A 24,459-nucleotide genomic window follows, 5' to 3' on the forward strand; every position below is an offset into this window, starting at 1 on the left:
CGGGACCGGGGCTCAGCGCCCGGCCGCCTCCTCGCCCCCGCCGCTCTGCCCGCCCGGACCGGCCTGCGCCGCACGGCCGGAGCCCTGGGAACGGGGCGAGACGACCGCGGTCACCGGGACCTCGCCGCGCTGGATGGCGGCCTCCTCGGGCGTGAGGTACTCCTCGGGGATGTCGAACTCGCCGTCCTTGGCGCCGAGCACGAAGGCCTCCCACTCGGCGGGGGTGAAGAACAGGGTGCCCTTCTCGGGGTGCTTGCCGTCGCGCACGGCGCGGTAGCCGTCGTCGAACTTGGCGACCTCGACCACGGCCGAGGAGTCGTCGCGCGAGAGCGAGGAGCGCTTCCAGACCGCGTTGGTGGTGTCGTGCCACTTGCTGTTGCCCTGGGCCTCGGGCGGCAGGTCCCGGGGGGTGCCGGCGGCGTCGTCCATGCGGGTGCTCCTCGGCGGCGTCGATGTCTCCCCGCTGGTCGGGGATCGGCGTATCCGAGACTAGCGCTTCGGTTCGGGGTCGGACACTGACTCGGCGTCATCCAGCGGGGAGATCTCGTCGTCGCCGAGCCCGGCCAGTCCGTCGGCCGCGCGCCGGCGCCGGTCGTTGACGAAGCAGAACAGCTCGGCCGCCTCGAAGAGCACGATGAGCGGGACGGCCAGCGCCAGCATCGACAGGGGCTCGGCCGGGGTGACCACCGCGGAGAGGACGAAGATGCCGAAGACGATCACGCGCCGGGAGCGGGCCAGCGCCTCGTGGGTGATCACGCCCATCAGGTTGAGTAGCGCCACCAGCAGCGGCGCCACGAAGCCCAGGCCGAACACCAGCATCATCAGGGTCATGTAGCCCAGGTAGTTGGTGATGGTGATCAGCGGGATGGTGCCGTCGGGCGCGAAGCCGAACAGCACCTCCATCGCCAGGCCGGTGATGAAGTAGGCCAGGGTCGAGCCGGAGACGAACAGGATCGCGGCCAGGGGCACGAAGGCGTAGGTGTAGCGCTTCTCGCGGCCGTTGAGGGCCGGAGCGACGAACGCCCACAGCTGGTAGAGCCAGAACGGGCACGAGACCACCAGGCCCACGATCACCCAGACCCGGAAGGCCACGAAGAAGGCGTCGAAGACGCCGGTGAAGATCAGGTCGCAGCCCTCGCCCCCGCCCCGCTGGGAGGCCGGCAGCGAGCAGTAGGGCTCCTTGAGCCAGGCCCACACCGGGTCGTAGACCAGGTAGCCCACGACGGTGCCCAGCGCGATGAACAGCAGCGCCTTGACCAGGCGGTTGCGCAGCTCGCGCAGATGGTCCATCAGCGGCATGCGGCCTTCGGGGTCCCTCGGCTGCCGCCGCCGTGCTCGACCCACCTGCATCGCCCGCTACGCTCCTCGCACCTGACCGGACTCTGACACGCGGCGCCGCGCGCCGCCGCTCGACGCAGGCGCTGCGCGCCGCCTGCTCACCTACTCGCTCACACCCGTTCGCCCGCGGCGCGCACCGATCGCGGGCGAGGTCATGCCGGGCCGCCTGTCAGCCGTTGTGGGTGCGGCGGACGGGTTCGCCGTTCTCGTTGACGACCTGCTGGCCGGCCGGGAGCTCGGGATAGCCGCTGCGGCCGTCGTGCTGGGGCTGCTGCCGGCCGGACTCGGTGCCGTGCTGGGGGCGGGAGTCGTCCTGGTCGGTCCGCGCCTGCTGCTGCTCGGCCTTGTCGTCGGCCTCCTCGTCGGTCAGGCCCTTGGTCTCGGACTTGAGGATCCGGGCACTGCGGCCCAGAGACCGGGCCAGGTCGGGAAGCCGCCGCGCGCCGAACAGCACCAGCGCGATGAGCAGCAGAATGAGCAAAGTACGGGCATCGAAACCCATGTCTCAACCTCTTTTCCCGGCGCCACCTGCGCCATCGATGGTACGCCCCGCCGGCGTCGGGATCATGGGGCGTCCACCCGCCCGCGCCCGCTGAGGGCGCGCAGCCTGTCGTATGCCGGTCCGACCTCGTCGCGGGTCCGCGCGAGCTGCTCCTGGAGCCTACGCAGCTGGGCGAGCATCCGCAGGGCGAGGACGCCCACGCAGATCAGCCCCGCGAAGGTCAACGCGGCCAGCACAGCGAACACGAACACCACTCCAGCTTACTGGTTGTCCGGAACAATGCGGATGGACTGGGGATGAACCGGACTGATCAGGCCTCCGAACCGCCCGCGGACCCGACTCCGCGGCGCCCGCCGCGGATCGCAGAACGCGAAGCGGACGGCCCCGATCGCGCAGAGTCATCCTAGGCCGCCGGGACCGTAGGCGGAAAGGGCCCGCCGCGCCTCCTCGCGCACCCGCTCGGCGAGCTCGACGGGGGCGACCACGCGCGCCTGCGGCCCCAGCCGCAGCGCCAGCCGGCACACCCACTCCGGCGCCGGAGTGCGCAGCACCGCACGCACCCGGCCGCCGTCGAGCTCGCGCACCGACGAGCACAGGTACTCCTCGGTGACCCACCGCGCCGCGGGTTCCAGCTCCAGTGTCACGCGGGTGTCGTCGGAGGAGAGCTGCAGGACGCCCTCGCTGAGATCGCGGCGGCGGGCGCGGGCCGGTACCCGGGCGGGCTCGGGCAGCACGGTCAGATCGAGCACGCGGTCCAGTCGGAACAGCCGCACATCGCCGCGCAGCCGGCACCAGCCCTCCAGGAACGCGTGCCCGTCGTGCACCACCAGGCCCATCGGGTCCACGTCGCGCTCGGTGACCTCGTCGACGTAGCCGGAGAGGTAGCGCAGGTGGATCAGCTGGCCGGCGCGCAGCGCCTCGTCGCAGCGCCGCTGGACCTCGCGGACCTCGTCGCTGAGCTCGATGCGCACCCCGACCGATCCGGCCAGGCGCTCCAGCGGATCGGGGGTCCCCTCGGCGGCCCCTCCCCCGCTCTGCGCCCCCGCTGGGGTGTCGGCGCCCACCGGAGCCGCCGCGGCGGTGCGCAGCTTCTCGCCGACCCGCTTCAGGGCCTCGCTGTCGGCCACGCCGGGCAGCTCGCCCAGCAGCTCGACGCCGATGACCAGGCTGGCGGCCTCGTCGGCGGTCAGCCGCAGCGGCTGGGCCAGGGTGTCGGCGTTGCCGATGATGATCTCGCCGGTGGCCTCGGCGGCCTCCAGGTCGACGTCGATGAGGTCGCCGGGGGTGTAGCCGGGCAGCCCGCACATCCACAGCAGGCTCAGGTCCTTGAGCACCTGGCGCTGGCTGAGGCCGAAGTGGGCGGCGACCTCGGGCACGCGCACGTCGTGGCTGAGCGCGTAGGGCACCAGCATCAGCAGGCGGCGCAGCTGCTCGGAGGAGGCCGACTGGCGGCGGGAGGCCGCGGCGGGCGCGGATTCGGCCGCGGACTCGGCGGCGGCCCGGGGGTCGGGGTCGCGTGCGGCCAGCTCGGCCAGGTGGGCGGCCATGGCCTCGCGCGCCGGCGCCGGCGACTCGATCACCGCGCGATCGCCGAACCGCGCCACCGCACCCACCAGGTCGGCGACGTCGGTGTAGGGCAGGTCGAGGCGGTCCCAGCGGTGACCGTCGCCGGCGTGCTCGCCGGGCACGATCCGCTGCGCGCCGCGCCGCAGCTCGTGCCCGGAGTCGGCGCGCACCCGCACCCGGGCCAGCCCCTGCGGCTCGCCGCTGCGGCCGCGCCGCACGATCGCGCGCACGTCCACGCCCGCGGGGACCTCCACGGGCGGGCCGGAGGAGACGATCTCGACGCCGCCCACGATCCGGCCCAGGCGGAAGACGCGGCGGTCCCGGCGGTCGCGGTCGTAGCCGGCGACGTACCAGTGGCCCTGGACGTTGACCACCCCCCAGGGCTCCAGGCGGCGGCGCCGCGCGACGTCCTCGCCCGGCTTGCGGTAGTCGAAGGCGACCGGGCGGCGGTCGCGCACCGCCTGCCAGATCGGCAGGAACGCGGGCTCGGCGGTCCCCAGCACCGGGGTCAGGGCGGGGGCGGCGTCGGTGTCGAGGGGCACTCCGGCGGCGCGGAGCTTGAGGATGGCGTTGGCCGCGGCCTCACCCAGCGCGGCGTGGCGCCAGGCGCGCGCGGCCAGGCCCAGCACGGCTGCCTCGTCGGCAAGCAGCTCGATCTCGGGCAGCCGGTAGTGGGCGCGCAGGATGCGGTAGCCCTCTTCGTCGCTCCACAGGTCGCCGCCGCCGGTCTCGATGGGGATGCCGGAGTCGCGCAGTTCGCGCTTGTCGCGCTCGAACATGCGCTTGAAGGCGGCGTCGCCCTCGGCCTCGTCGTAGCCGGCCACCGTGGAGCGGATCTCCCGCGCGGTCAGAAAGCGCCGGGTGGCCAGCAGGCAGATGACCAGGTTGAGCTGGCGTTCGGTCTTCTTCCGCGACATGGACCTCCCCCTACCCTTCCGCGCACAGCGGCCGCGGTCGTTCAGCCACGACGGTACCGCGCCCGGCGCCCTCGGGTGGCGCCGCCCACAACCCCGAACCCCGACGCCTGCCGCACGACGCGCGGGGCGCCCGGCCGGTGCGGGCCGGGCGCCCCGATGCGGTCGCGACCGCGGTGTCGGCCGCGGTGCTCGGACTAGTTGCCGCCGCCGGAGCCGCCGCCCTCACCGGAGCCCGCCGGCTGCTCGGGCGGGGCGCTGTCGACAGCGTCGAGGACGTCGACGACGAACACCAGCGTGCCCTCGGGCGATCCCGGCTGAGCGGCCTTCTCGCCGTAGGCCATGCCCGGCGGGATGACCAGCAGCAGGCGGCTGCCGACCTTCTGCCCGACCAGGCCCTTGTCCCAGCCCTCGATCACCTGGCCGTCGCCGATGATGAAGGTCGCGGGCACGCCCTCGGCCCCCTGGCGGTCCCAGGTGGAGTCGAAGACCTTGCCGTCCTTCCACTGCATGCCCGTGTACTGCACGACCAGCTGCTGGCCGGCCTCGACCTCGGGGCCCTCGCCCTCGATCAGCGGCACGGTCTCCAGCTCGCCGGGCGGGTCGGTGTCCTCGGGGATCGTGATGTCGGGCCGGTCGTGGCCCTGCTGCTTGACGGTGGGCAGGCCGTCGCCGCCGTTGGTGGTCTGCTCGCCGGGCACCACCTCGGCCTCGCCGTAGCGCTCGCGGATGTCCAGGATCGACACCGAGCTGCCCGGCTTGGGCGAGGGCTGGCCCATCTGCTGGGCCTGGGCGGGGTCCTGGGGCGGGAAGGCGTAGACGATCCGGCTGCCCACGGGCTGGTTGATCATGCCCTGGGTGAGGTCCTCGCTCATCTGGCCGAGGTTGAGCAGGATGGGGGCGCCGGACTCGTAGGTGGACTGGGTCTTCTTGGCCTTGCCCTCGGCGGTCCACTGGTACTCCACGACATCGGCCTGGATGATGTCGCTGTCGCGGATCAGCTCGTTCTCGCCGTCGCCCTGCTCGACCACGCCGGTGATCTGCTCCTGCGGCGGGGTCTTGCCGCTGAAGTCGACCTTGGGCTCCTTGCCGACCTTGCCGCTGACCTCGGGCAGGCGGTCGTCGAGCTCCTCCTCGCCCGTCTGCAGGAAGGCGGGGGTGCGCCAGTCCTCCGGGATCGAGCTGCAGCTCGACACCGCGAGCAGCACAGCAAAGCAAGGCACCGCGATGGCGGCGGCACGCAGTCGCATAGGTCACTACCTCAAATATCCGGCTCGGGTCCCCGACACACTATCGAAAGGCCCATAGTGCAATGGCGGGGTGAGAACAGGGTAAGAGCCGGAGTCGGCCGATCACATACCGATTGCGTACCGACGCCCCGCGGCGCTCGCTCACATGCCCGCGATGAGTTTCTCGACGCGCTCGTCGACCGCCTTGAACGGGTCCTTGCACAGCACCGTGCGCTGGGCCTGGTCGTTGAGCTTGAGGTGCACCCAGTCGACGGTGAAGTCGCGCCTCTTCTCCTGGGCCTTGCGGATGAACTCGCCGCGCAGGCGCGCCCGCGTGGTCTGCGGAGGCACCGATTTGGCCTCGAACGTCTGCAGATCGCCGATCACGCGGTCCATCTGCCCCTTGCGCTGCATGAGGTAGAACAGCCCGCGGTCGCGGTAGATGTCGTGGTAGGTGAGGTCGAGCTGGGCCACCCGCGGCGAGGACAGCGACAGCCCGTTCTTCTCGCGGTAGCGCTCCAGCAGCAGGTACTTGGCCACCCAGTCGATCTCGCGCGCGACCAGGTCGAGGTTCTGGGTCTCGACGGCCTCCAGGGTGCGCGCCCACAGCTCCAGCACTCGCTTGCCGGTGGCGTCGGTGCCGTTGCGGTCGACGAAGTTCTGCACCTTCTCCAGGTACTCGCGCTGGATCTCCAGGGCGCTGGCCTCGCGCCCGTTGGCCAGGCGGACCTTGCGCCGCCCCGTCATGTCGTGGCTGACCTCGCGGATGGCGCGGATGGGGTTCTCCAGCGTGAAGTCGCGCATGACCACGCCGTTTTCGACCATGCGCAGCACCAGGTCGGTGGAGGCCAGCTTGAGCAGGGTGGTGACCTCGCTCATGTTGGAGTCGCCCACTATCACGTGCAGGCGGCGGAAGCGCTCGGCGTCGGCGTGGGGCTCGTCGCGGGTGTTGATGATGGGCCGCGAGCGGGTGGTGGCCGAGGAGACGCCCTCCCAGATGTGCTCGGCGCGCTGGCTCACGCAGTACAGCGCGCCCCGCGGGGTCTGCAGCACCTTGCCCGCACCGCAGATGATCTGGCGGGTGACCAGGAAGGGGATGAGGATATCGGCCAGTCGGCCGAACTCGCCGTGCCGCCCCACCAGGTAGTTCTCGTGGCAGCCGTAGGAGTTGCCGGCGGAGTCGGTGTTGTTCTTGAACAGGTAGATCTCGCCGGCGATGCCCTCTTCGTGCAGCCGCTGCTCGGCGTCGACCTGCAGGCCCTCCAGGATGCGCTCGCCGGCCTTGTCGTGGGCGACGAGGTCGGCCAGGTTGTCGCATTCGGGGGTGGCGTACTCGGGGTGGCTGCCCACGTCCAGGTACAGCCGGGCCCCGTTGCGCAGGAAGACGTTGCTGCTGCGGCCCCAGGAGACCACGCGGCGGAACAGGTAGCGCGCCACCTCGTCGGGGGAGAGCCGCCGCTGGCCCCGGAACGTGCAGGTGACGCCGTATTCGTTCTCAAGACCGAAGATCCGACGTTCCATGTGGTCTCACCAATCCCGTCCGTGTCACCGCTGCCGGCCGGTACCGGAGCGCCGCAACGACTCCAGCCTATTTATCGGCATATCGGAGTGCGCAGAAACCCCGGCGGGCGCGGACCGGCGGCCCGGCGCCCCCTCCGGACGCCGCGGCCGCCGGTCCGCGCCCGCCGATACCGTGGTCAGGAGCCGTTCTGCTGCTGTTCGGAGCCGCTGCCCGATTGCGTCTGCGACGAACCCCCGCTCCGGTCCGAACCCGAGGACGGCGCCGCGTGCTCGCGGATCAGCGCCGTGAGCCGCTCGCCGGTGATGCGCCGGAACTTGCGGTGCTCGCGGCGCTCGCGCTCCAGCACCGCCACCTCCAGCCCGGAGGCCTCCAGGTCGCGCTCCTCGCCGTTCTCATGTCGCAGCGCGTGCATGGCGGCGTTGAGCGCATCGCCCAGCGGGGCCTGGGCGTCGAAGCGCTCCTTGAGGGCCGCGGTGACCTGCTCGGCCGAGCCGCCCATCGCCAAGAAGCCCTGCTCGTCGACCACCGAGCCGTCGAAGGTGATGCGGTAGATCTGGTCGGCGGCGGCGTCCTCGCCCACCTCGGCGACGACGATCTCCACCTCCCAGGGCTTATTGCTCTCGCTGAAGACGGTGCCCAGCGTCTGGGCGTAGATGTTGGCCAGCACCCGGCCGCTGACGTCGCTGCGGTCGTAGGCGTAGCCGCGCACGTCGGCCATGCGCACGCCCATCTGGCGCAGGTTCTCGAACTCGTTGTAGCGGCCCACCGCGGCGAAGGCGATGCGGTCGTAGAGCTCGCTGATCTTGTGCAGGGTGCGGGAGATGTTGTCGGCCACGAACAGGATGCCGCCGTCGTACTGCAGGACGACGGCGCTTCGGCCGCGCGCGATGCCCTTGCGGGCATAGTCGGCCTTGTCCTTCATGCTCTGTTCGGGCGAAACGTAGAACGGCATCGACACCGCGGATCGTTCCTTTGCTACAGATCGTCGGGCGGGGGTCTCAGCGCAGCGGTGCCCGCGGGCCGTCGGGGCGGTCGGCGCGCTCCTCGACCACCGCGGTGGCCAGGCGGGCCACGTCCTCCTCGGGCAGGCGGCGGTGGCCGTCCCCGGTGATCACGTCGACCAGCGGGAAGATCCTGCGGTGCAGGTCGGGGCCGCCGGTCGCGGAGTCGTCGTCGGCCGCGTCGTAGAGGGCCTGGATGGCCACCGTGGCGGCGTCCTCCTCGGACAGGTCGGCGCCGAACAGCTTCTTCAGCGCGCCGCGGGCGTAGACCGAGCCCGAGCCCACCGAGTGGAAGTCGTGCTCCTCGTAGCGGCCGCCGACGGGATCGTAGCTGAAGATGCGGCCCTGGCGGCGGTCCTCGTCGTAGCCCACCAGCAGCGGCACCACCACGAAGCCCTGCAGCGCCATGGGCAGGTTGCCCCGGATCATCGTGGCGAGCCGGTTGGCCTTGCCCTCCAGGGACAGCGAGCGCCCCTCCATCTTCTCGTAGTGCTCAAGCTCCACCTGGAACAGCTTGGCCAGCTCGATGCCGATGCCCGCGGCGCCGGCGATCGCCACCGCCGAGAACTCGTCGGTGCGGTAGAGCTTGTCCATGTCGCGGTTGGCGATGACGTTGCCGGAGGTGGCGCGGCGGTCGCCGGCCAGCACCACGCCTCCGGGGAAGGTCAGGGCGACGATCGTGGTGGCCTCGGGAGTGAGGTGCGACGCGGTGACGCCCTGCGGAAGCTCCCGGTTGGCCGGCAGCAGGTCGGGGGCGACCGTGCCGAGAAGCTCGGCGAATGAGGAGGTTCCCGGATTCATGTACGCGGCTGGCAGCTGTCCGCCGTCGAACGCTTCGGACACTCGGCTCCCTTCAGGTGGCGTCCCGCCCGGTGGGGGCGGGCGGGACGCGTGAGGTTTTCTGTTGGCAGGTACCGACGACCCTAGTGACCCGCCGCCGGGGGCGGTGCACCAGCGTGCCGGGACTCCGCTGAGAGCGAACCGGCCGGGGCGCCCGGCCGGCCCGCGGGCGCCTGCGGCCCGCGGAAACGGCCCCCGGCGGGGCTCACGCCCGCACCGGGGGCCGCTGCACCCGGGCGGCGCGGCCCGGGTCCCGGATCACTGACCGCCCTTCTGCACGAACTGGCGCACGAAGTCCTCGCTGTTGCTCTCCAGGACCTCGTCGATCTCGTCGAGGATGTCGTCGACGTCCTCGTCCAACTTCTCGTTGCGCTCCTGCGCCTCGGTGCCGGCCTCGGTCTCTTCGACGTCCTCGTCGCGACGGCTGCCGTGCTTCTGGCCGCCGGTGTCCTTCGTCGCCATGGATGCAACCTCCTCGATGGAGCTTTCGCCCTTATCTTGGCCCAAGCACGGGCGCCTCAACCATGATCGCGGCGCCCGTTGCCCCGGCGTTACCGCCGCGGCCCGGGCACAGCCCCGTACCGGGACGAACGCGGACCTGGGGGCGGGGATTCCCCGCCCGCCGGTCCGCGGCCCCGCAGCGGGCGGGCTGCGGGGGGTTCAGCGGCGGTCTCCGGTCAGCACCGAGACCAGGTCGGCGGCTGTGTCCGAGCGGTCCAGCAGGTCTCCGACGTGCTCGCGGGTGCCGCGCAGCGGTTCCAGCGTGGGCACGCGCTGCAGCGAGTCGTGGCCGGGCAGGTCGAAGATGACCGAGTCCCACGAGGCGGCGGCCACCGAGTCGGCGTACTTGGCCAGGCAGCGCCCGCGGAAGTAGGCGCGGGTGTCCTCGGGCGGCTCGGTGATCGAGCGCTCGACCTCCTCCTCCGACAGCAGGCGCTGCATGCGGCCGCGGGCGACCAGGCGGTTGTAGAGGCCCTTGTCCGGGCGCACGTCGGAGTACTGCAGGTCGACGAGCTGGAGGCGGTGGTGGCCCCAGTCGATGCCGTCGCGGGTGCGGTAGCTCTCCAGCAGCTTGAGCTTGGCCACCCAGTCCAGCTCCTCGGCCAGCTGCATGGGGTCCTCGGCCAGGCGGTCCAACGTGGACTCCCAGCGGTCCAGGATGTCGGCGGTGTCGGGATCGACGTCGGGTCCGAACCGGTTCTGGACGTACTTGCGGGCCAGCTCCAGATACTGGCGCTGCAGCTCCACGGCGGTCATCCGGCGGCCGTCGCGCAGGCGGGCGGCGTGGGTGAGCCCGGGGTCGTGGGAGAAGGCCCGCAGGTCGGCCACGGGGGTCTCCAGCGACAGGTCGACGTTGAGGAAGCCGTCCTCGACCATGGCCAGCACCAGAGACGTGGTGCCGAGCTTGAGGTAGGTCGAGATCTCGCTCATGTTGGCGTCACCGATGATGACGTGCAGCCGCCGGTACTTGTCCGGATCGGCGTGCGGCTCGTCGCGGGTGTTGATGATGGGCCGCTTCAAGGTGGTCTCCAGGCCCACCTCGACCTCGAAGAAGTCGGCGCGCTGGCTGATCTGGAACCCGCTGTCGCGCCCGTCGGTGCCCAGGCCCACCCGGCCGGCGCCGCAGATCACCTGGCGCGAGACGAAGAACGGGATGAGGTGGCGGACGATGTCGCCGAACGGTGTGGAGCGGCGCATCAGGTAGTTCTCGTGGCAGCCGTAGGAGGCGCCCTTGTTGTCGGTGTTGTTCTTGTAGAGCTGGATGGGCTCCACGCCGGGGATGGTGCCGGCGCGCCGGCAGGCGTCGGCCATCACGCGCTCGCCGGCCTTGTCCCAGAGCACGGCGTCGCGGGGATTGGTGACCTCCGGCGCGGAGTACTCGGGGTGGGCGTGGTCGACGTAGAGCCGGGCGCCGTTGGTCAGGATGACGTTGGCCAGGCCGAGGTCTTCATCGGTGAGCTGGGTGGGATCGGCGACCTCGCGAGCGAGGTCGAAACCGCGCGCATCGCGGAGCGGGTTCTCCTCCTCGAAGTCCCAGCGGGCCTTGCGCGCCCGCGCGGCCGAGGCCGCCAGGTAGGCGTTGACCACCTGCGTGGAGGTCACCATCGCGTTGGCACCGGGGTTGCCGGGCACGGAGATGCCGTACTCGGTCTCGATGCCCATAATCCGCTGCACACTCATGGTGGAAGGTTATCCACCGTCGGGGGGTCTTGAACTCTCCCCAGCGAATTGTGGCCCAACAGCCACCGATTTCCGATCTTTCCCCGCAACCTGCCATGTAGGGGAAAAGACCGCGTCAGCGGGGTTGCGGGACCGCCGGGCAGGCGTCGGATCCGCGGAAAGACCGCTACCGCGAAGCGAGCGGCCGGCCCCCGCTGCCAGAGGCCGGCCCGTGGCTCCCAGCAATCCGCCGGCGCGCAGCGCCTTCCGTCAAGGGTGGCGGCGGGTGACAGGCAAGAAGGGGGCGCGCAGCGCCTTCCGTCAAGGGTGGCGGCGGGTGACGGGCGGGAGGGGCGGCAAACGACGGGCGGGCCGCCCGCAGGCGGCCCGCCCGAACACGCTCGGTGCGCTTAGAGGTACTGGCCGGTGTTGGCCACGGTGTCGATCGAGCGGCCGGAGTCGGCGCCCTTCTTGCCCGAGACCAGGGTCCGGATGTAGACGATGCGCTCGCCCTTCTTCCCGGAGATGCGGGCCCAGTCGTCGGGGTTGGTGGTGTTGGGCAGGTCCTCGTTCTCGCTGAACTCGTCGACGCAGGCCTGCATCAGGTGGGACACGCGGATGCCGCGCGACTCGTTGTCGATGTAGTCCTTGATGGCCATCTTCTTGGCGCGGTCGACGATGTTCTGGATCATCGCGCCGGAGTTGAAGTCCTTGAAGTACAGGACGTCCTTGTCGCCGTTGGCGTAGGTGACCTCGAGGAACCGGTTCTCTTCGCTTTCGGCGTACATCCGCTCGACCACGCGCTGGATCATGGCGTCGACGGTGGCCCGCGCGGAGCCGCCGTGCTCGGCCAGATCCTCGTCGTGCAGCGGCAGGTCCTCGGTGATGTACTTGGAGAAGATGTCGCGGGCGGCCTCGGCGTCGGGGCGCTCGATCTTGATCTTGACGTCCAGGCGGCCCGGGCGCAGGATCGCGGGGTCGATCATGTCCTCGCGGTTGGAGGCGCCGATCACGATGACGTTCTCCAGCCCCTCGACACCGTCGATCTCGCTGAGGAGCTGGGGGACGATGGTGTTCTCGACGTCGCTGGAGACCCCGGACCCGCGGGTGCGGAAGATGGAGTCCATCTCGTCGAAGAACACGATGACCGGCGAGCCCTCGCTGGCCTTCTCGCGGGCGCGCTGGAAGACCAGGCGGATGTGGCGCTCGGTCTCGCCGACGTACTTGTTCAGCAGCTCGGGGCCCTTGATGTTCAGGAAGAAGCTCTTGCCGACGTCGCGGCCGGTCTTCTCCGAGACCTGCTTGGCCAGGGAGTTGGCCACCGCCTTGGCGATGAGCGTCTTGCCGCAGCCGGGCGGGCCGTAGAGCAGCACGCCCTTGGGCGGGCGCAGCTGGTGCTCGTAGAACAGGTTCTTGTGCAGGTAGGGCAGTTCGACCGCGTCGCGGATCATCTCGATCTGCCCGCCGAGGCCGCCGATGTCGGTGTAGGCGATGTCGGGGACCTCTTCGAGGATCAGCTCCTCGACCTCGGACTTGGGGATGCGCTCGTAGACGTATCCCGAGCGCGGCTCCAGCAGCAGGGAGTCGCCCGGACGCACCGGCTGGTCGCGCAGCGGCTCGGCCAGGCGGACGATCTTCTCCTCGTCGTGGTTGCTGATCACCAGCGCGCGGTCGTTGCCCTCGAGGAACTCCTTGAGCAGGACGACCTCGCCGATGGTCTCGAAGGACTGGATCTCGACGACGTTGAACGCCTCGTTGAGCATCACCTCCTGGCCGGGGCGAAGCTGCTCGACGTCCACCGAGGGGCTGACGTTCACCCGCATCTTCCGGCCGTTGGTGAAGATCTCGACCGTCTCGTCGTCACGGGCCTCCAGGAAGACGCCGAATCCCGACGGAGGCTGCGACAGCCGGTCGACCTCCTCCTTCAAGGCCGTGATCTGGTCGCGCGCCTCCTTGAGCGTCGCCACGAGCCGCTCGTTCTTCCCGTTCGCCGCAGCCAGATTGGCCTGCGCCTCGCGCAACCGATCCTCGAGCAGCCGCACGTGGCGGGGGGAATCGGCGAGCTTGCGCCGGACTACGCTGAGCTCCTTTTCCAGATAGGAGACCTGAGCGGTGAGTTCCGCGACTTCACGGTCGCGTTCGGTCTGACGCTCGTCGTCGCGATCGGCCACGTCCGCCACCTCCCTATGAGAAGGACGACTACTCGAAACCCTACCTACCCATGGACTATTCCTAACCTCCAGCCCGTGGCGAGTGTCGAAGCGCTCACTTTTCGATCTTGTGAAGACCTAGGTCACCCTGATATCAGCCGATCCCGCGTAATGGGAACGTAATCTAGCCTTCGGCTCCGCCGGGCCCGCCGGACTCCCCCGGCCCGCCGGCCGCGCCGCCCGACTCGCGCTCTGCGCCGCCCCGGCCGCCCGCCGCCTCTCGGGACTCCTGCTCGCGCTGCCAGTCCTGGCCGTAGGCGCCCTTGGCCGGGCGCCGGCGGCGCTCGGGCGGGACCGCGCCCTCGGCCAGCCGCCGGGCGGTCACCAGGAAGCCGGTGTGCCCGATCATCCGGTGGTCGGGGCGGACGGCCAGGCCCTCGACGTGCCACTCGCGCACCAGCGTCTCGAACGCGCGCGGCTCGTAGAAGGCCCCGCTGTCGCGCAGCTCCTCCACCACCCGGGAGATCTGGGTGGTGGTGGCGACGTAGGCGCACACGAGTCCGCCCGGTACCAGCGCCTTTGCGGCGGCGCCCAGGCACTCCCAGGGGGCCAGCATGTCCAGCACCACCCGGTCGACCTCGGTCTCGGCCAGGTCCTCGGCCAGATCGCCCACGGTCAGCCGCCAGGCCGGGTGCTCGCCGCCGAAGAACCGATGCACGTTGGTGTCGGCGATCTCGGCGAAGTCGGCGCGACGCTCGTAGGAGGAGACCAGTCCCTCCTCGCCCACGGCGCGCAGCAGCCAGCAGGTGAGCGCACCCGAGCCGCCGCCGGCCTCGACCACGCGGGCGCCGGGGAAGATGTCGGCCTGGGCGACGATCTGCGCGGCGTCCTTGGGGTAGACGATCGTCGCGCCGCGCTTCATGGACAGGGTGAAGTCGGCCAGCAGCGGGCGCAGGGCCACATAGGCGGTGTTGGAGGTCGAGCGCACCACGCTGCCTTCGGGGCTGCCGATGAGCTGGTCGTGGTCCAGCCGCCCGCGGTGGGTGTGGAAGGCGGCCCCGGCGCGCAGGGTGATGGTGTGCATCCGCCCCTTGGGGTCGGTGAGCTGAACGATGTCGCCCTCGCCGAAGGGGCCTCGGCGGCCATGGATGCCGGTCACAGGTACTCGCTTCTTCTCGTCGTGGGTGGACGGGCTGACATGCGGGCGGCGCGCAGCGCCTCCGCCGGCCGGCGGTGGAGGGATGGGCGCGGTCGCCCACGTTAGCCGCCTGCGGGGCACGCGGCGTAATCGCCGGCGCAGGGGTGGCGCAGCGCACCCGGCAGCACTCGGGAGGGGCCACAATTGAGACTGCGGGCACAGTCGGGACGTGCCCGCCCACAGGTCGGAAGGACGGGATGAGATGGCGCCCAGCACGCCCCAGGTGGGCCTCGGCATCGACATCGGCGGCAGCGGGATCAAGGGGGCGCCGGTGGACCTGGAGCGGGGGACGTTCCTGGTCGACCGGCTCAAGACGCCCACGCCCCAGCCCGCGACGCCCGCCGCGGTGGCCGAGGTCGTCGCCGAGCTGTCGGCCTCCTTCCCCGAGCACGTGGGTGCCACGGCACCGCTGGGCGTGACCTTCCCGGCGGTCATCCAGCACGGGGTGGCCCGCAGCGCCGCCAACGTCGACGCCTCCTGGATCGGCACCGACGCCGAGAAGCTGCTGGCCGACGCGACCGGGCGCCAGGTCTACGTCGTCAACGACGCCGACGCCGCCGCCGTGGCCGAGCACCGCTACGGCGCGGCGCGCGACGTGCGGGGCGTGGTGCTGATGACCACCCTGGGCACCGGGATCGGCACGGCCCTGCTGGTGGACGGCCATCTGGTGCCCAACACCGAGTTCGGGCACCTGGAGATCGACGGCCACGACGCCGAGACGCGAGCCGCCTCCAGCGCCCAGGACCGCGAGGGGCTGTCCTATGAGCAGTGGGCCCGTGAACGCCTGCAGCGCTACTACGACGAGGTCGAGCGGCTGCTGTGGCCGGATCTGATCGTGGTGGGCGGCGGTGTCAGCCGCATCGCCGACAAGTTCCTGCCCTACCTGCGGCTCAACGCCCCCATCGTGCCCGCGGAGCTGCGCAACACGGCGGGCATCGTGGGCGCGGCCTGCCTGGCGGTGGAGCGCTTCGGTCCGGCCGAGCCCGTTCCCGGCGAGGAGGCCTGAGCGCGGGGTGCGGCCCGGCCGCACCCCCGTTCGCGGCAGGTCCGCCCGAGGGCGGCGCCGCCGGAGTCAGCCGCGCTGCGGCTCCAGGACGCGCGCGATCCGCCGCGCGGCGTCGGCGGTGTGCGCGGCGGGTGTGAGCGGGGTGCGGTGGGGCGGGGGCAGCGCGGGCTCGTCGGCGCAGTGCAACCACCACCACAGCCGGCCGCGGTGCGGCCGAAGCACCGCCTTCTGGACTCGCGGCGAGGGGTCGCGGGTGGCGGCCTCAACGGCGCCGATGGCCCCGTCCGTGCGGACCTCCAGCCCGCAGGAGCGCAGCTCGGCGGCCAGGCCGCTGAGCGCCCGCGACCACACCGGACCACTGGAGTCTCCGTCAAGGCGGTGGCCACCTGCGGCCAGGCCGGAGGTCCCCGGGGGCGGGATCTCGACGGTCATCGGCACTCCTGACTTTTCGTGAATCCCCTGCACTGCGGGGACTTTAGCCCCTTGACTCTGCCTCATATCAGGGTCTTGCGAAACCCTCCATGCACACTACGCATAGCAATAGCCCTTTTACTCATAGCCACCAACGGCAGGTGGACACCTTAACCTAGGCTCATGCCTCGACGAGACAGCACTCTGCCGCCGGACTTCTGGGAGCGCGACTCCATCGCACGCGCCCTGGCCACGTGCGATCTCGCCCGCGTTCTGGAGGAGGTGCGCCTCGCCCGCGGCTGGTCGCAGGGCGAGCTCGCCCGCGCCGTCGGCTACTCGCAGAGCTGGGTGTCGCGGGTGGTCAACCGGCAGCAGTCGCTCACCGTCGACCAGGTCCGCGAGATCGCCGGGCGGCTGGGGATCCCCATCCACCTCCTCCGGTTCGCGGACTCCGCAGGGCCGGAGAGGGGGGCAGATCCGACGAGACGACGGGAATTCGGCAAGGTCGTCGCCGCGGCCGCGCTCGCGCCCGGCGCGCAGCCGCCGCGCGCCGAGGCCGACGAGGGCACCGCGCAGACGCTGCGCGCGATCACCGGCGGCCAGCGGCGGCTGGACGCCGCCTCGCCTTCGCGCGATCTCGCCCGCGGCGCCGTCGCCCACGTGGAACTGACCGGGCGCACCCTGGCACGGGCACGCCGCACTCCGTACGCGCCCGGCATCGCCGCGGCGGCCAGCGAGGCCGCCGGCTTCGCCGCCTGGCTGCACGCCGACATGGACGACGCCGGCTCGGCGCGAGGCTACTACCGCACCGCGGTGCGCAACGCCCGATTCGCGCGCGACCCGCTGCTGGGCGCCTACATGCTCGGCAGTCTGGCGGCGTTCGAGACCGACACCGAGGACGCCGCCTCGGGTCTGGCGCTGGCCGACGAGGCGGCGCGGCTGCTGGGCTCGGGCGTGCACCCCACCGCCGCGGCGTGGCTGGCGTGCATGCGCGCCATGGCCCACGCCACGCTCGGCGACGGGCCCGCCGCCGACGCCCAGATCGCCGCCGCCGAGCAGGCCGTCGAGCGCGCCGACAACACCGACCCGCCCTGGCCGTGGGTCTTCCCCTTCACACCGGCCAAGGTCGCCGGCTACCGCGCACTCGCGGGCGTGCGGCTGCATCGCCCCGGCGAGGCGCGCGCGGCCTTCGCCGAGGCCTTCGGCGGCGCCCGGCCCTCGGCCAAGCAGGGCGCGGCGCTGATGGTGGAGCTGGCGGGCGCGCACGCCGACGCCGGAGACGTCGACGAGGCGTTCTCGCTGGCCGCCGAGGCGCTGCGGATCGGCGTGCACTTCCGCTCCGACCGGCTGATCTCGCGGGTGCGGCGCTTCCGCCGCTCCTACCGCGGCCCGGGCGCGCGGTGCGTCCGCGAGCTCGACGAGCAGCTGACGGCGACCCTGACCGCCTAGGCGCAGCGCCTCTACCCGTTCGGTCGAGCCCGCCGCTACCCTGCGGGGTCCGCGGCAGGCGGAAGGGGGCCCGGTAGGAAGGAGCGGCCATGCGGCGCCTGGCGATCACCGGCCATCGCGGCCTGCCCGAGGCGGTCGAGCGTGCGGTCGACACCGCCCTGCGCGACCGCCTGCGCGCTCTCGGCCGGCACCTGGTGGGGCTCTCCTGCCTGGCCGACGGCGCCGACACGCTGTTCGCGCGCGCGGTGCTGGAGCAGGGCGGCCGCCTTGAGGCGGTGGTTCCCGCCGAGCGGTACCGCGAAGGGCTGCCCGGCTCGCACCGCGAGGTCTACGACGACCTGCTCGCGGCCGCGTCCTCGGTCCACCGGCTGCCGCGCGTGGAGTCGACCTCCCAGGCGCACCTGGAGGCGGGCCGGTACCTGGTCGAGCACTGCGACGAACTGGTGGCCGTGTGGGACGGGCACCCCCCGCGCGGGCCCGGCGGCACCGCCGACATCGTCGACTACGCCCGCACCCGCGACCGCCCGGTCACCGTGATCTGGCCCGAGGGCGCCACCCGGTGACCCGCGCCGAGGACCGCGCGCCGCCCCCACGCGACCGCGGGCACCGGCGCGGCGTCGGACCTCAGCGCCGGGTGAAGGCCTCCTGGACGTCGGAGGTGCGCAGGACGCCGTAGACGCCGCCGTCGGCCTCCACCAGCAGGTACTCCGGCGCCGGGTGCGCGCGCAGCGCCTCCAGCAGCTCCTCGCCCTCCAGGTCGGCGCGGATCACCGAGCCGCGGGTGATGGCGCGGGAGACGCTGGAGACCGGCACCCAGGGCAGCCGGGAGTCGGGCACGGCCGCGACGGCGGACTCGTTGACGATGGAGGTGGGGGTGCCCGCGGCGTCGGCGACGACCAGCGCCCGCGCCCCCGCCTCGCGCATGCGCCGCTGGGCCTCGGCCACCGGGGTGTCGGCGCCCACGACGGCCACGCTGCGCCCCAGCGCGCGGGCCCGCAGCGTGGGCACCCGCTCGCGCAGGCGCGCGGCGCGCAGCGCCGAGCCGGCGCCCATCCAGATGAAGGACCCGAGCAGCAGCGCCCACAGCAGGCCGAACAGGTTGGGCGCCTCGCCGGTGCGCAGGCCGTAGAGGACCGGCACGGCGACGATGAGCACGGCCAGGGCGCGGCCGGTCCAGGCGGCCACCACCGTGCCGGCGCGGGGCCGACGCGTCAGCGCCCACACCAGGGCCCGCACCAGGCGGCCGCCGTCCAGCGGCAGGCCGGGCAGCAGGTTGAACACGCCCACCAGCAGGTTGGCCACCCACAGCTGCCAGATCAGCACGCCCAGGATGGTCTGCGGGTCGACGAACCCGTAGGCGAGGGCTCCCGCCGCGGCCAGCACCAGCGACAGCACCGGACCGGAGACGGCGACGAGGAACTCGCGGCCGGGCGTGGGCGCCTCGCGCTCGATCTCGGAGACGCCGCCGAGCATGTAGAGCGTGATGCGGCTGACGGGCAGCCCGAACATACGCGCGGTGACCGAGTGGGCGAGCTCGTGGATGAGCACCGAGACGTACAGCAGCACCGCGAACACGAAGGCCACGAGGTAGGAGGCGGGCCCCAGCTGGAGCGTGCGCTCGACCACGGGCTGGTAGATCAGCGTGATGATGGCCGCGATGATCAGCCAGGACGGGGTCACGTAGACGGGGATGCCGAAGGGCCGCGCCATCAGCCACCCCGAGCCGCCGCGGGCGGTGGGTCGGGGTGTGCCGGGGGTGCCTGGCGGGGTGCTGCTGCCGTGGTCGGTCACGTGCCCACCCTATGCAATCGCCCGCCGCGCACAGGGCCGCGGTCGGCCGCCCCGGCGCGCCTGTGGAGGGCGGCCGCCCGGGCCCGCCCGCCGACGTACTGTTGGGGCATGGACTCCCCCGACGCAGCTCCCCTGGTCCCCGCGCTGTCGCCGTCGCGGGCCGCCGACTTCCTGCAGTGCCCCCTGCTGTTCCGCTTCCGGGTCATCGACCGGCTCCCCGAGCGCCCCAGTGCCGCCGCGCTGCGCGGCACCCTGGTGCACGCGGTGCTGGAGCGGCTGTTCGAAGTGCCCGCCGAGGCCCGCACGCCCCGGACCGCCCTGTCGCTGCTGGAGCCCCAGTGGCAGCGGCTGCGCGCCTCCCGCGCCGAGGACGCCGCCGCGCTGTTCTCCACCGACGAGGAGGTCGCGGCCTGGCTGGCCGAGGCGCGCACGCTGCTGGAGCGCTACTTCCATATGGAGCAGCCCCAGCGGCTCGAACCCCGCGAGCGCGAGCTGCGCCTGGAGGTCACGCTGGAGTCCGGGCTGCGGCTGCGCGGCTACGTCGACCGCCTCGACGTCGCGCCCACCGGCCAGATCCGCATCGTCGACTACAAGACCGGCAAGTCGCCGCACCCCCGCTTCGAGGACAAGGCGCGCTTCCAGATCTTCTTCTACGCCGTGATGCTCTGGCGCGAGCTGGGCGAGGTGCCCACCCGCCTGCAGCTGATGTACCTGGGCGACGGCGGGGTGCGCTGGTATGAGCCCACCGAGGACGAGCTGCGCGCGGCCGAGTCACAGATCCTGGGCATCTGGCGCGACATCGAGCGCACCGCCCGCTCGGGCGGCTGGCGGCCCCGGCCCAGCAAGCTGTGCGGCTGGTGCGACCACCAGCCGCTGTGCCCGGAGTTCGGCGGCACGCCTCCCCCGCTGCCCGAGCCGGCGCCGGCGCTGTGAGCCGGGCGGGCGCGGGCGGGCGCGTTCCTCCCACGGGATGAGACGAGATCCACCGGGCGGAGGTCCGCGGGCGCGGCCTGGGCTTCTAGCGTGGACCGGGTGACCCCCGCACTCCCCGAGTCCCCGCCCACCGCCCCGGTCGCCGCGGAGCGGTCGGCGCTGCACGCGGGCCGGTGGCCGTGGCTGACCGACGCGGCCATAGCGGTGGCGGTGGCCGCGGCCAACTGCGCGCTCGTCACCCTGAGCCGGGAGACCCCCGGCATGGAGGCGGTGTGGCCCAACCACACCGCCGGCTACGTCGCCGGCACCCTGCTGGCGCTGGGGCTGCTCGCGCGCCGCCGCCTGCCCTTCACCCTGCTGGTCCTGCTGACCCTCAGCGGGCTGGCCGGCGACTTCGCCGGGGTGCTGGTGTGGGGCGCCTCCAGCCTGGGCATCACGGCGGCGTCCTACTCGGTGGGCCGCTATCTGCCGCTGGTGCGCTCGCTGGCGGGCCTGGGCGCCGGGACGGCGGTCAACATCGCCGCCACCGCGCTGAGCCCGGCCACGGCCGCGGGCGATCCCGGGGAGCCGTGGTGGGTCAACCAGGCGTTCTACCTGGGCTGGCTCCTGGCGTCCTGGTGGGTGGGGCGGCTGGTGCGGATGCGCTCGTTCCACATGGTGGAGCTGGCCACCCGCGCCGAGCGGCTGGAACGCGCGCGCGACGCCCACACGCGCGCGGTGCTGGCCGAGGAGCGCGGCCGCATCGCCCGGGAGCTGCACGACGTGGTCGCCCACCATGTCAGCGTCATGACGGTGCAGGCCACGGCCGGGCGCCGGGTGATCGAGCGCTCGCCCGAGCGGGCCCGCCAGACCCTGGTGGAGATCGAGGAGACCGGGCGCCAGGCGATGGCGGAGATGCGGCGGATCGTGGACGTGCTGCGCGAGCCCGAGGGCGGGGGCGCCGCCCGCGGCCCGCAGCCGGGGCTCGCCGGGCTCGCCGACCTGGTGCAGCAGATCCGCGACACCGGCACACCCGTGGAGCTGGTGGCCGAGGGCGCGCCGGCGGAGCTGGCGCCGGGACTGGATCTGACCCTGTACCGCGTCGTCCAGGAGTCGCTGACCAACGTCCTCAAGCACGCAGGGCGCGACGCGCGGGCGACGGTGTCGGTGCGCTACGGGCCGGCGGCGGTGGATGTGGCCGTCACCGACGAAGGCGCCGGTCCGGGCGAGGGCGCGCCGCCCCCTCCCGCCGACGAGCCCGGCCACGGCCTGGTGGGCATGCGCGAGCGCGTGGCCCTCTACGGGGGTGAGCTGCGTGCCGGGCCGCGCAGCGGCGGCGGGTTCGAGGTGCGTGCCCGGATCCCGCTGCCGCCGAGCTGAACCGGCCGCTTCCGGCCGCGGCGGTCACCGGCGCGGCGTGCATCGCCGAGAATCGGACCATGTCCATCCGCGTCCTGCTCGTCGACGACCAGCCGCTGCTGCGCACCGGCTTCCGCCTCATCCTGGAGTCGGAGCCGGAGATCTCGGTGGTGGGCGAGGCCGCCGACGGCCACGCCGCGCTCGCCGACACCCGCCGGCTGCTGCCCGATGTGGTGCTGATGGACATCCGCATGCCCGGCAAGGACGGCATCGACGCCACCCGCGAGATCCTCGCCTGGGCCGAGGGCAGCGGCCGGCAGGTGCGGGTGCTGGTGCTGACGACCTTCGACCTGGACGAGTACGTGGTCGAGGCGCTGCGGGCGGGCGCCAGCGGGTTCCTGCTCAAGGACGTGCCGCCCGACGAGCTCGCGGGGGCGATCCGCGTGGTGGCCGACGGCGCGGCGATCGTGGCTCCCGCGATCACCCGCCGGCTGCTCGACCGCTTCGCCGACAAGCTCCCCACCGCGCGGGAGCGGCCCGCGCCGCGGCTGGACCACCTCACCGAGCGCGAGCGCGAGGTGCTGCGGCTGCTGGCGCGGGGGCTGTCCAACGCCGAGATCGCGGGCCGCCTGGTGGTCAGCGAGACCACGGTCAAGACCCACGTCGGCAACGTGCTGACCAAGCTGGGGCTGCGCGACCGGGTGCAGGCGGTCGTGCACGCCTACGAGACCGGCATCGTGCGCCCGGGCGAGGACGAGGGTCCGCGCGCGGGCTGAGGCGGCGCCTGCGCGCGGCCGCGGAGGCGCCCCGGCTCGCCCGGGGCGCGCGGCCGATGCCGCCGACCTCCGCCGAGGACGGGCGCCGCCACCTCTCGGGCGTCCTCCCGATCACGGGCGCGACCTGCGACCATTGTCAGTGATCGACCTCACCGCAACGCAGCGGGCGAAACGGCCAACCCGCTTTTGAAACAGGACGTCCCACCCCGTGGCCGCGCGGTGCGGGCGGCCGTTTTCCGCGCATCGAGGAGGTATCGAGAACCGGCCATGGTCCAGGACCCCCAGTTTCCCGCGCCGAACGAGGACAACCTGCTGAGCCGACTGCGGGATTGGCGCGCGGCGCGCGAGGCGGAGATGCACTCCGACCTCTTCGACGAGGTCGTCGAGCTGCCCGACCCGCGGGCGCTCGACCTCGTGCTGCGCGTGGGTGAGCTGCTCCTGGCCAGCGGCGAGAGCACCGAGGTCGTCAGCGAGTCCATGCTGAGCCTGTCGGTGGCATTCGACCTGCCGCGGTCGGAGGTCTCGGTGACCTTCACCGCGATCACGCTGTCCACCCACCCCGGCGGCGACCATCCGCCGGTCACCGGCGAGCGGGTGGTGCGCCGCCGCACCCTCGACTACTTCCGCGTCAACGAGCTGCACGCCCTGGTGCAGGACGCGGCGCTGGGCGCGGTGGAGCTGGAGGGCGCGATCGCGCGGCTGCGGGCGATCAAGCGCGCGCACCCGCCCTACCCGAACTGGCTGATCGTGACCGGTTTCGGGCTGATCGCCTCCAGCGCCAGCCTCATGGTCGGCGGGCAGGCGATCGTGGCCGCCGCCGCGTTCCTGGCCACCGTGCTGGGCGACCGCGCATCGGCGTTCCTGGCGCGGCGCGGGGTGGCGGAGTTCTACCAGATGACCGCGGCCACGGTGGTGGCGTCCTCGATCGGGGTGGCGCTGCTGTGGGGCAGCGACCGGATGGAGCTGGAGCTGCAGGCGGGCGCGGTCATCACCGGCAACATCATGGCCCTGCTGCCGGGGCGGCCGCTGGTGGCCAGCCTGCAGGAGGGCATCAGCGGCAGCTACGTCTCGGCCTCGGCGCGGCTGCTGGAGGTCTTCCTCACCCTGGGCGCGATCATCGCCGGTGTGGGTGCGGTCGCCTACACCGCCGTGCGGCTGGGCGTGAACGTCAACCTCGACGACCTGCCCACCATCGGCACGGACCTGGGCCTGCCGGTGCTGATCGGGTCGGCCGGGATCGCCATGGCCTTCGCCGTCTCGCTGACCGTGCCGCCGCGCATGCTGCCGTGGATCGGCGCCATGGGCGTGATGATCTGGGTGATCTACGCGGGCGTGCGCAGCCTGGTGGACGCGCCCCCGATCGTGGGCACCGCGGCCGGCGCCGTGGCGGTCGGCGTGGCGGGCCACGCGCTGGCGCGGCACACCCGGCGGCCGGTTCTGCCCTATGTCATTCCGGCGATCGCTCCTCTGCTGCCGGGCAGCATCCTGTACCGGGGGCTGCTGGAGATCACCCTCAGCCAGCCGGTGCAGGGGCTGCTGAGCCTGTCGGAGGCGGTGGCGATCGGCCTGGGGCTGGGTGCCGGGGTCAGCTTCGGCGGCGAGCTGGTACGCGCGTTCCAGCGGGGCGGGCTGGCCGGCGCCGGGCGCCGCAGCCGCCCCGCGGCCCGACGCAGCCGCGGCGCCGCCTGAGTCCGTCCGACGCGCACGGCCGCACGCGCGCCCTCGTCGGCGGTCAGCCGCGGGGCTGTGCTCCGCCGCCCTCGCGGGCGCAGCGCTCGGCTTCGCCGACGGGACAGACCCCCGCGTCGCGGACGCATCCGGCGCGGTCGCACAGCCGGCACATCCGCTGGGCGTCGCCGATCTCGCCGTAGAGCCGTGCCAGCACACCGGCCAGGATGCGTGAGAGCGCCTCCCGGTCCTGCTCGTCCAGGTCGGCGACGGCCTCGCTCAGCGGCGCTGCGCGGGCGGCGAGCACCCGGTCGGCGGCCATGCGCCCGGCGTCGGTGGGCCGGACGGCGACCCAGCGCCCGGGGCCGCGGCGGCGCTCGACGAGCCCGTCCTCCTCCAGCGAGTCCACCATCCGCGCCGCCGCCGGCTGCGAGAGGCCCACGCGCCGCCCGAGCTCGGTGACGCTCAGGCCCGGCGCGCTGGAGAGCGCGACCAGGGCGGCCGCGCCGCTGGAGCTGACTCCCGCCGCCGCGGTCGCTCCGGCGAGCGCCAGGTCGGTCACTGCCAGTGCGGTGGCGCCCAGCAGATTGGCCGCGCGATCCGTTTCATGCATGACTCATGCATAACACGAACGGACCGCGGCGGGCAACGGTGGCGGGGCGGCGGC

At 72.8% G+C, this 24,459-nt stretch carries 23 protein-coding genes; 7 read left to right on the forward strand and 16 right to left on the reverse strand.

Annotation, left to right across the window (positions count from 1 at the left end; all coding sequences use genetic code 11):
- Positions 1 to 12 precede the first annotated feature (12 nt).
- From FZ103_RS23935 to FZ103_RS23995, 13 genes are all read right to left on the reverse strand, one after another.
- A complete protein-coding gene (locus FZ103_RS23935) occupies positions 13 to 429 on the reverse strand; it encodes a DUF397 domain-containing protein (protein ID WP_156004471.1) in 417 nt (138 codons plus the stop codon).
- A gap of 60 nt (positions 430 to 489) precedes the next feature.
- Positions 490 to 1,299, reverse strand: coding sequence for a twin-arginine translocase subunit TatC (tatC, locus tag FZ103_RS23940; RefSeq protein WP_156004473.1), 810 nt, complete (start codon positions 1,297 to 1,299; stop codon positions 490 to 492).
- A gap of 208 nt (positions 1,300 to 1,507) precedes the next feature.
- Positions 1,508 to 1,840, reverse strand: a complete 333-nt coding sequence (gene tatA / locus FZ103_RS23945; protein ID WP_156004475.1) for a Sec-independent protein translocase subunit TatA — start codon at positions 1,838 to 1,840, stop codon at positions 1,508 to 1,510.
- Positions 1,841 to 1,902: 62 nt separating this feature from the next.
- Entirely contained in the window at positions 1,903 to 2,091 is a 189-nt protein-coding gene (locus FZ103_RS23950) for a hypothetical protein (protein WP_156004477.1), read from the reverse strand.
- 147 nt (positions 2,092 to 2,238) lie between these two features.
- Positions 2,239 to 4,323, reverse strand: coding sequence for a YafY family protein (locus tag FZ103_RS23955; RefSeq protein ID WP_156004480.1), 2,085 nt, complete (start codon positions 4,321 to 4,323; stop codon positions 2,239 to 2,241).
- A 194-nt stretch (positions 4,324 to 4,517) separates the two neighbouring features.
- Positions 4,518 to 5,570 (reverse strand): FKBP-type peptidyl-prolyl cis-trans isomerase, encoded by a 1,053-nt coding sequence (locus FZ103_RS23960; protein WP_156004482.1) that lies wholly within the window; start codon positions 5,568 to 5,570, stop codon positions 4,518 to 4,520.
- A gap of 141 nt (positions 5,571 to 5,711) precedes the next feature.
- A complete protein-coding gene (pafA, locus tag FZ103_RS23965) occupies positions 5,712 to 7,070 on the reverse strand; it encodes a Pup--protein ligase (protein WP_156004485.1) in 1,359 nt (452 codons plus the stop codon).
- A gap of 176 nt (positions 7,071 to 7,246) precedes the next feature.
- Positions 7,247 to 8,023 (reverse strand): proteasome subunit alpha, encoded by a 777-nt coding sequence (prcA, locus tag FZ103_RS23970; RefSeq protein ID WP_156004672.1) that lies wholly within the window; start codon positions 8,021 to 8,023, stop codon positions 7,247 to 7,249.
- Between the two features lie 46 nt (positions 8,024 to 8,069).
- Positions 8,070 to 8,915 (reverse strand): proteasome subunit beta, encoded by an 846-nt coding sequence (prcB, locus tag FZ103_RS23975; RefSeq protein ID WP_186356793.1) that lies wholly within the window; start codon positions 8,913 to 8,915, stop codon positions 8,070 to 8,072.
- 255 nt (positions 8,916 to 9,170) lie between these two features.
- Entirely contained in the window at positions 9,171 to 9,374 is a 204-nt protein-coding gene (locus tag FZ103_RS23980) for a ubiquitin-like protein Pup (protein ID WP_156004487.1), read from the reverse strand.
- A 198-nt stretch (positions 9,375 to 9,572) separates the two neighbouring features.
- Positions 9,573 to 11,093, reverse strand: a complete 1,521-nt coding sequence (gene dop / locus FZ103_RS23985; RefSeq protein ID WP_343233682.1) for a depupylase/deamidase Dop — start codon at positions 11,091 to 11,093, stop codon at positions 9,573 to 9,575.
- A gap of 389 nt (positions 11,094 to 11,482) precedes the next feature.
- A complete protein-coding gene (gene arc, locus FZ103_RS23990; protein WP_186356794.1) occupies positions 11,483 to 13,252 on the reverse strand; it encodes a proteasome ATPase in 1,770 nt (589 codons plus the stop codon).
- A 154-nt stretch (positions 13,253 to 13,406) separates the two neighbouring features.
- Positions 13,407 to 14,381 (reverse strand): tRNA (adenine-N1)-methyltransferase, encoded by a 975-nt coding sequence (locus FZ103_RS23995; protein ID WP_186356795.1) that lies wholly within the window; start codon positions 14,379 to 14,381, stop codon positions 13,407 to 13,409.
- Between the two features lie 241 nt (positions 14,382 to 14,622).
- Here FZ103_RS23995 and ppgK point away from each other — a divergent pair, with 241 nt between their 5' ends.
- Positions 14,623 to 15,426: a polyphosphate--glucose phosphotransferase gene (ppgK, locus tag FZ103_RS24000; protein ID WP_156004489.1), complete on the forward strand. Its 804-nt coding sequence runs from the start codon at positions 14,623 to 14,625 to the stop codon at positions 15,424 to 15,426.
- A gap of 66 nt (positions 15,427 to 15,492) precedes the next feature.
- Here the strand turns inward: ppgK and FZ103_RS24005 are convergent, their stop codons facing one another.
- Positions 15,493 to 15,858, reverse strand: a complete 366-nt coding sequence (locus tag FZ103_RS24005) for a hypothetical protein (protein WP_255430289.1) — start codon at positions 15,856 to 15,858, stop codon at positions 15,493 to 15,495.
- A 213-nt stretch (positions 15,859 to 16,071) separates the two neighbouring features.
- On the opposite strand from FZ103_RS24005, the gene FZ103_RS24010 reads away from it, so the two are divergent.
- Both FZ103_RS24010 and FZ103_RS24015 read left to right on the forward strand, forming a co-directional pair.
- Complete coding sequence (locus tag FZ103_RS24010) at positions 16,072 to 17,286, forward strand: helix-turn-helix domain-containing protein (protein ID WP_186356831.1); 1,215 nt, start codon at positions 16,072 to 16,074, stop codon at positions 17,284 to 17,286.
- 89 nt (positions 17,287 to 17,375) lie between these two features.
- A complete protein-coding gene (locus FZ103_RS24015) occupies positions 17,376 to 17,849 on the forward strand; it encodes a hypothetical protein (RefSeq protein WP_156004493.1) in 474 nt (157 codons plus the stop codon).
- 61 nt (positions 17,850 to 17,910) lie between these two features.
- On the opposite strand, the gene FZ103_RS24020 is transcribed toward FZ103_RS24015, so the two are convergent.
- Complete coding sequence (locus FZ103_RS24020; RefSeq protein ID WP_343233683.1) at positions 17,911 to 19,077, reverse strand: site-2 protease family protein; 1,167 nt, start codon at positions 19,075 to 19,077, stop codon at positions 17,911 to 17,913.
- A 108-nt stretch (positions 19,078 to 19,185) separates the two neighbouring features.
- Here FZ103_RS24020 and FZ103_RS24025 point away from each other — a divergent pair, with 108 nt between their 5' ends.
- From FZ103_RS24025 to FZ103_RS24040, 4 genes are all read left to right on the forward strand, one after another.
- Positions 19,186 to 20,010, forward strand: coding sequence for a PD-(D/E)XK nuclease family protein (locus FZ103_RS24025; RefSeq protein ID WP_156004495.1), 825 nt, complete (start codon positions 19,186 to 19,188; stop codon positions 20,008 to 20,010).
- A gap of 99 nt (positions 20,011 to 20,109) precedes the next feature.
- Positions 20,110 to 21,369 carry a sensor histidine kinase gene (locus FZ103_RS24030; protein ID WP_343233684.1) on the forward strand — a complete coding sequence of 420 codons (1,260 nt, stop codon included), beginning with the start codon at positions 20,110 to 20,112 and terminating at the stop codon, positions 21,367 to 21,369.
- Between the two features lie 59 nt (positions 21,370 to 21,428).
- A complete protein-coding gene (locus FZ103_RS24035) occupies positions 21,429 to 22,124 on the forward strand; it encodes a response regulator transcription factor (protein WP_156004497.1) in 696 nt (231 codons plus the stop codon).
- 267 nt (positions 22,125 to 22,391) lie between these two features.
- Complete coding sequence (locus FZ103_RS24040; protein ID WP_156004499.1) at positions 22,392 to 23,813, forward strand: threonine/serine exporter ThrE family protein; 1,422 nt, start codon at positions 22,392 to 22,394, stop codon at positions 23,811 to 23,813.
- 43 nt (positions 23,814 to 23,856) lie between these two features.
- On the opposite strand, the gene FZ103_RS24045 is transcribed toward FZ103_RS24040, so the two are convergent.
- Positions 23,857 to 24,405, reverse strand: coding sequence for a MarR family winged helix-turn-helix transcriptional regulator (locus FZ103_RS24045; protein WP_156004501.1), 549 nt, complete (start codon positions 24,403 to 24,405; stop codon positions 23,857 to 23,859).
- Between the last annotated feature and the right edge of the window lie 54 nt (positions 24,406 to 24,459).

The organism is Streptomonospora sp. PA3, assembly GCF_009728995.1.
GTDB lineage: Bacteria > Actinomycetota > Actinomycetes > Streptosporangiales > Streptosporangiaceae > Streptomonospora.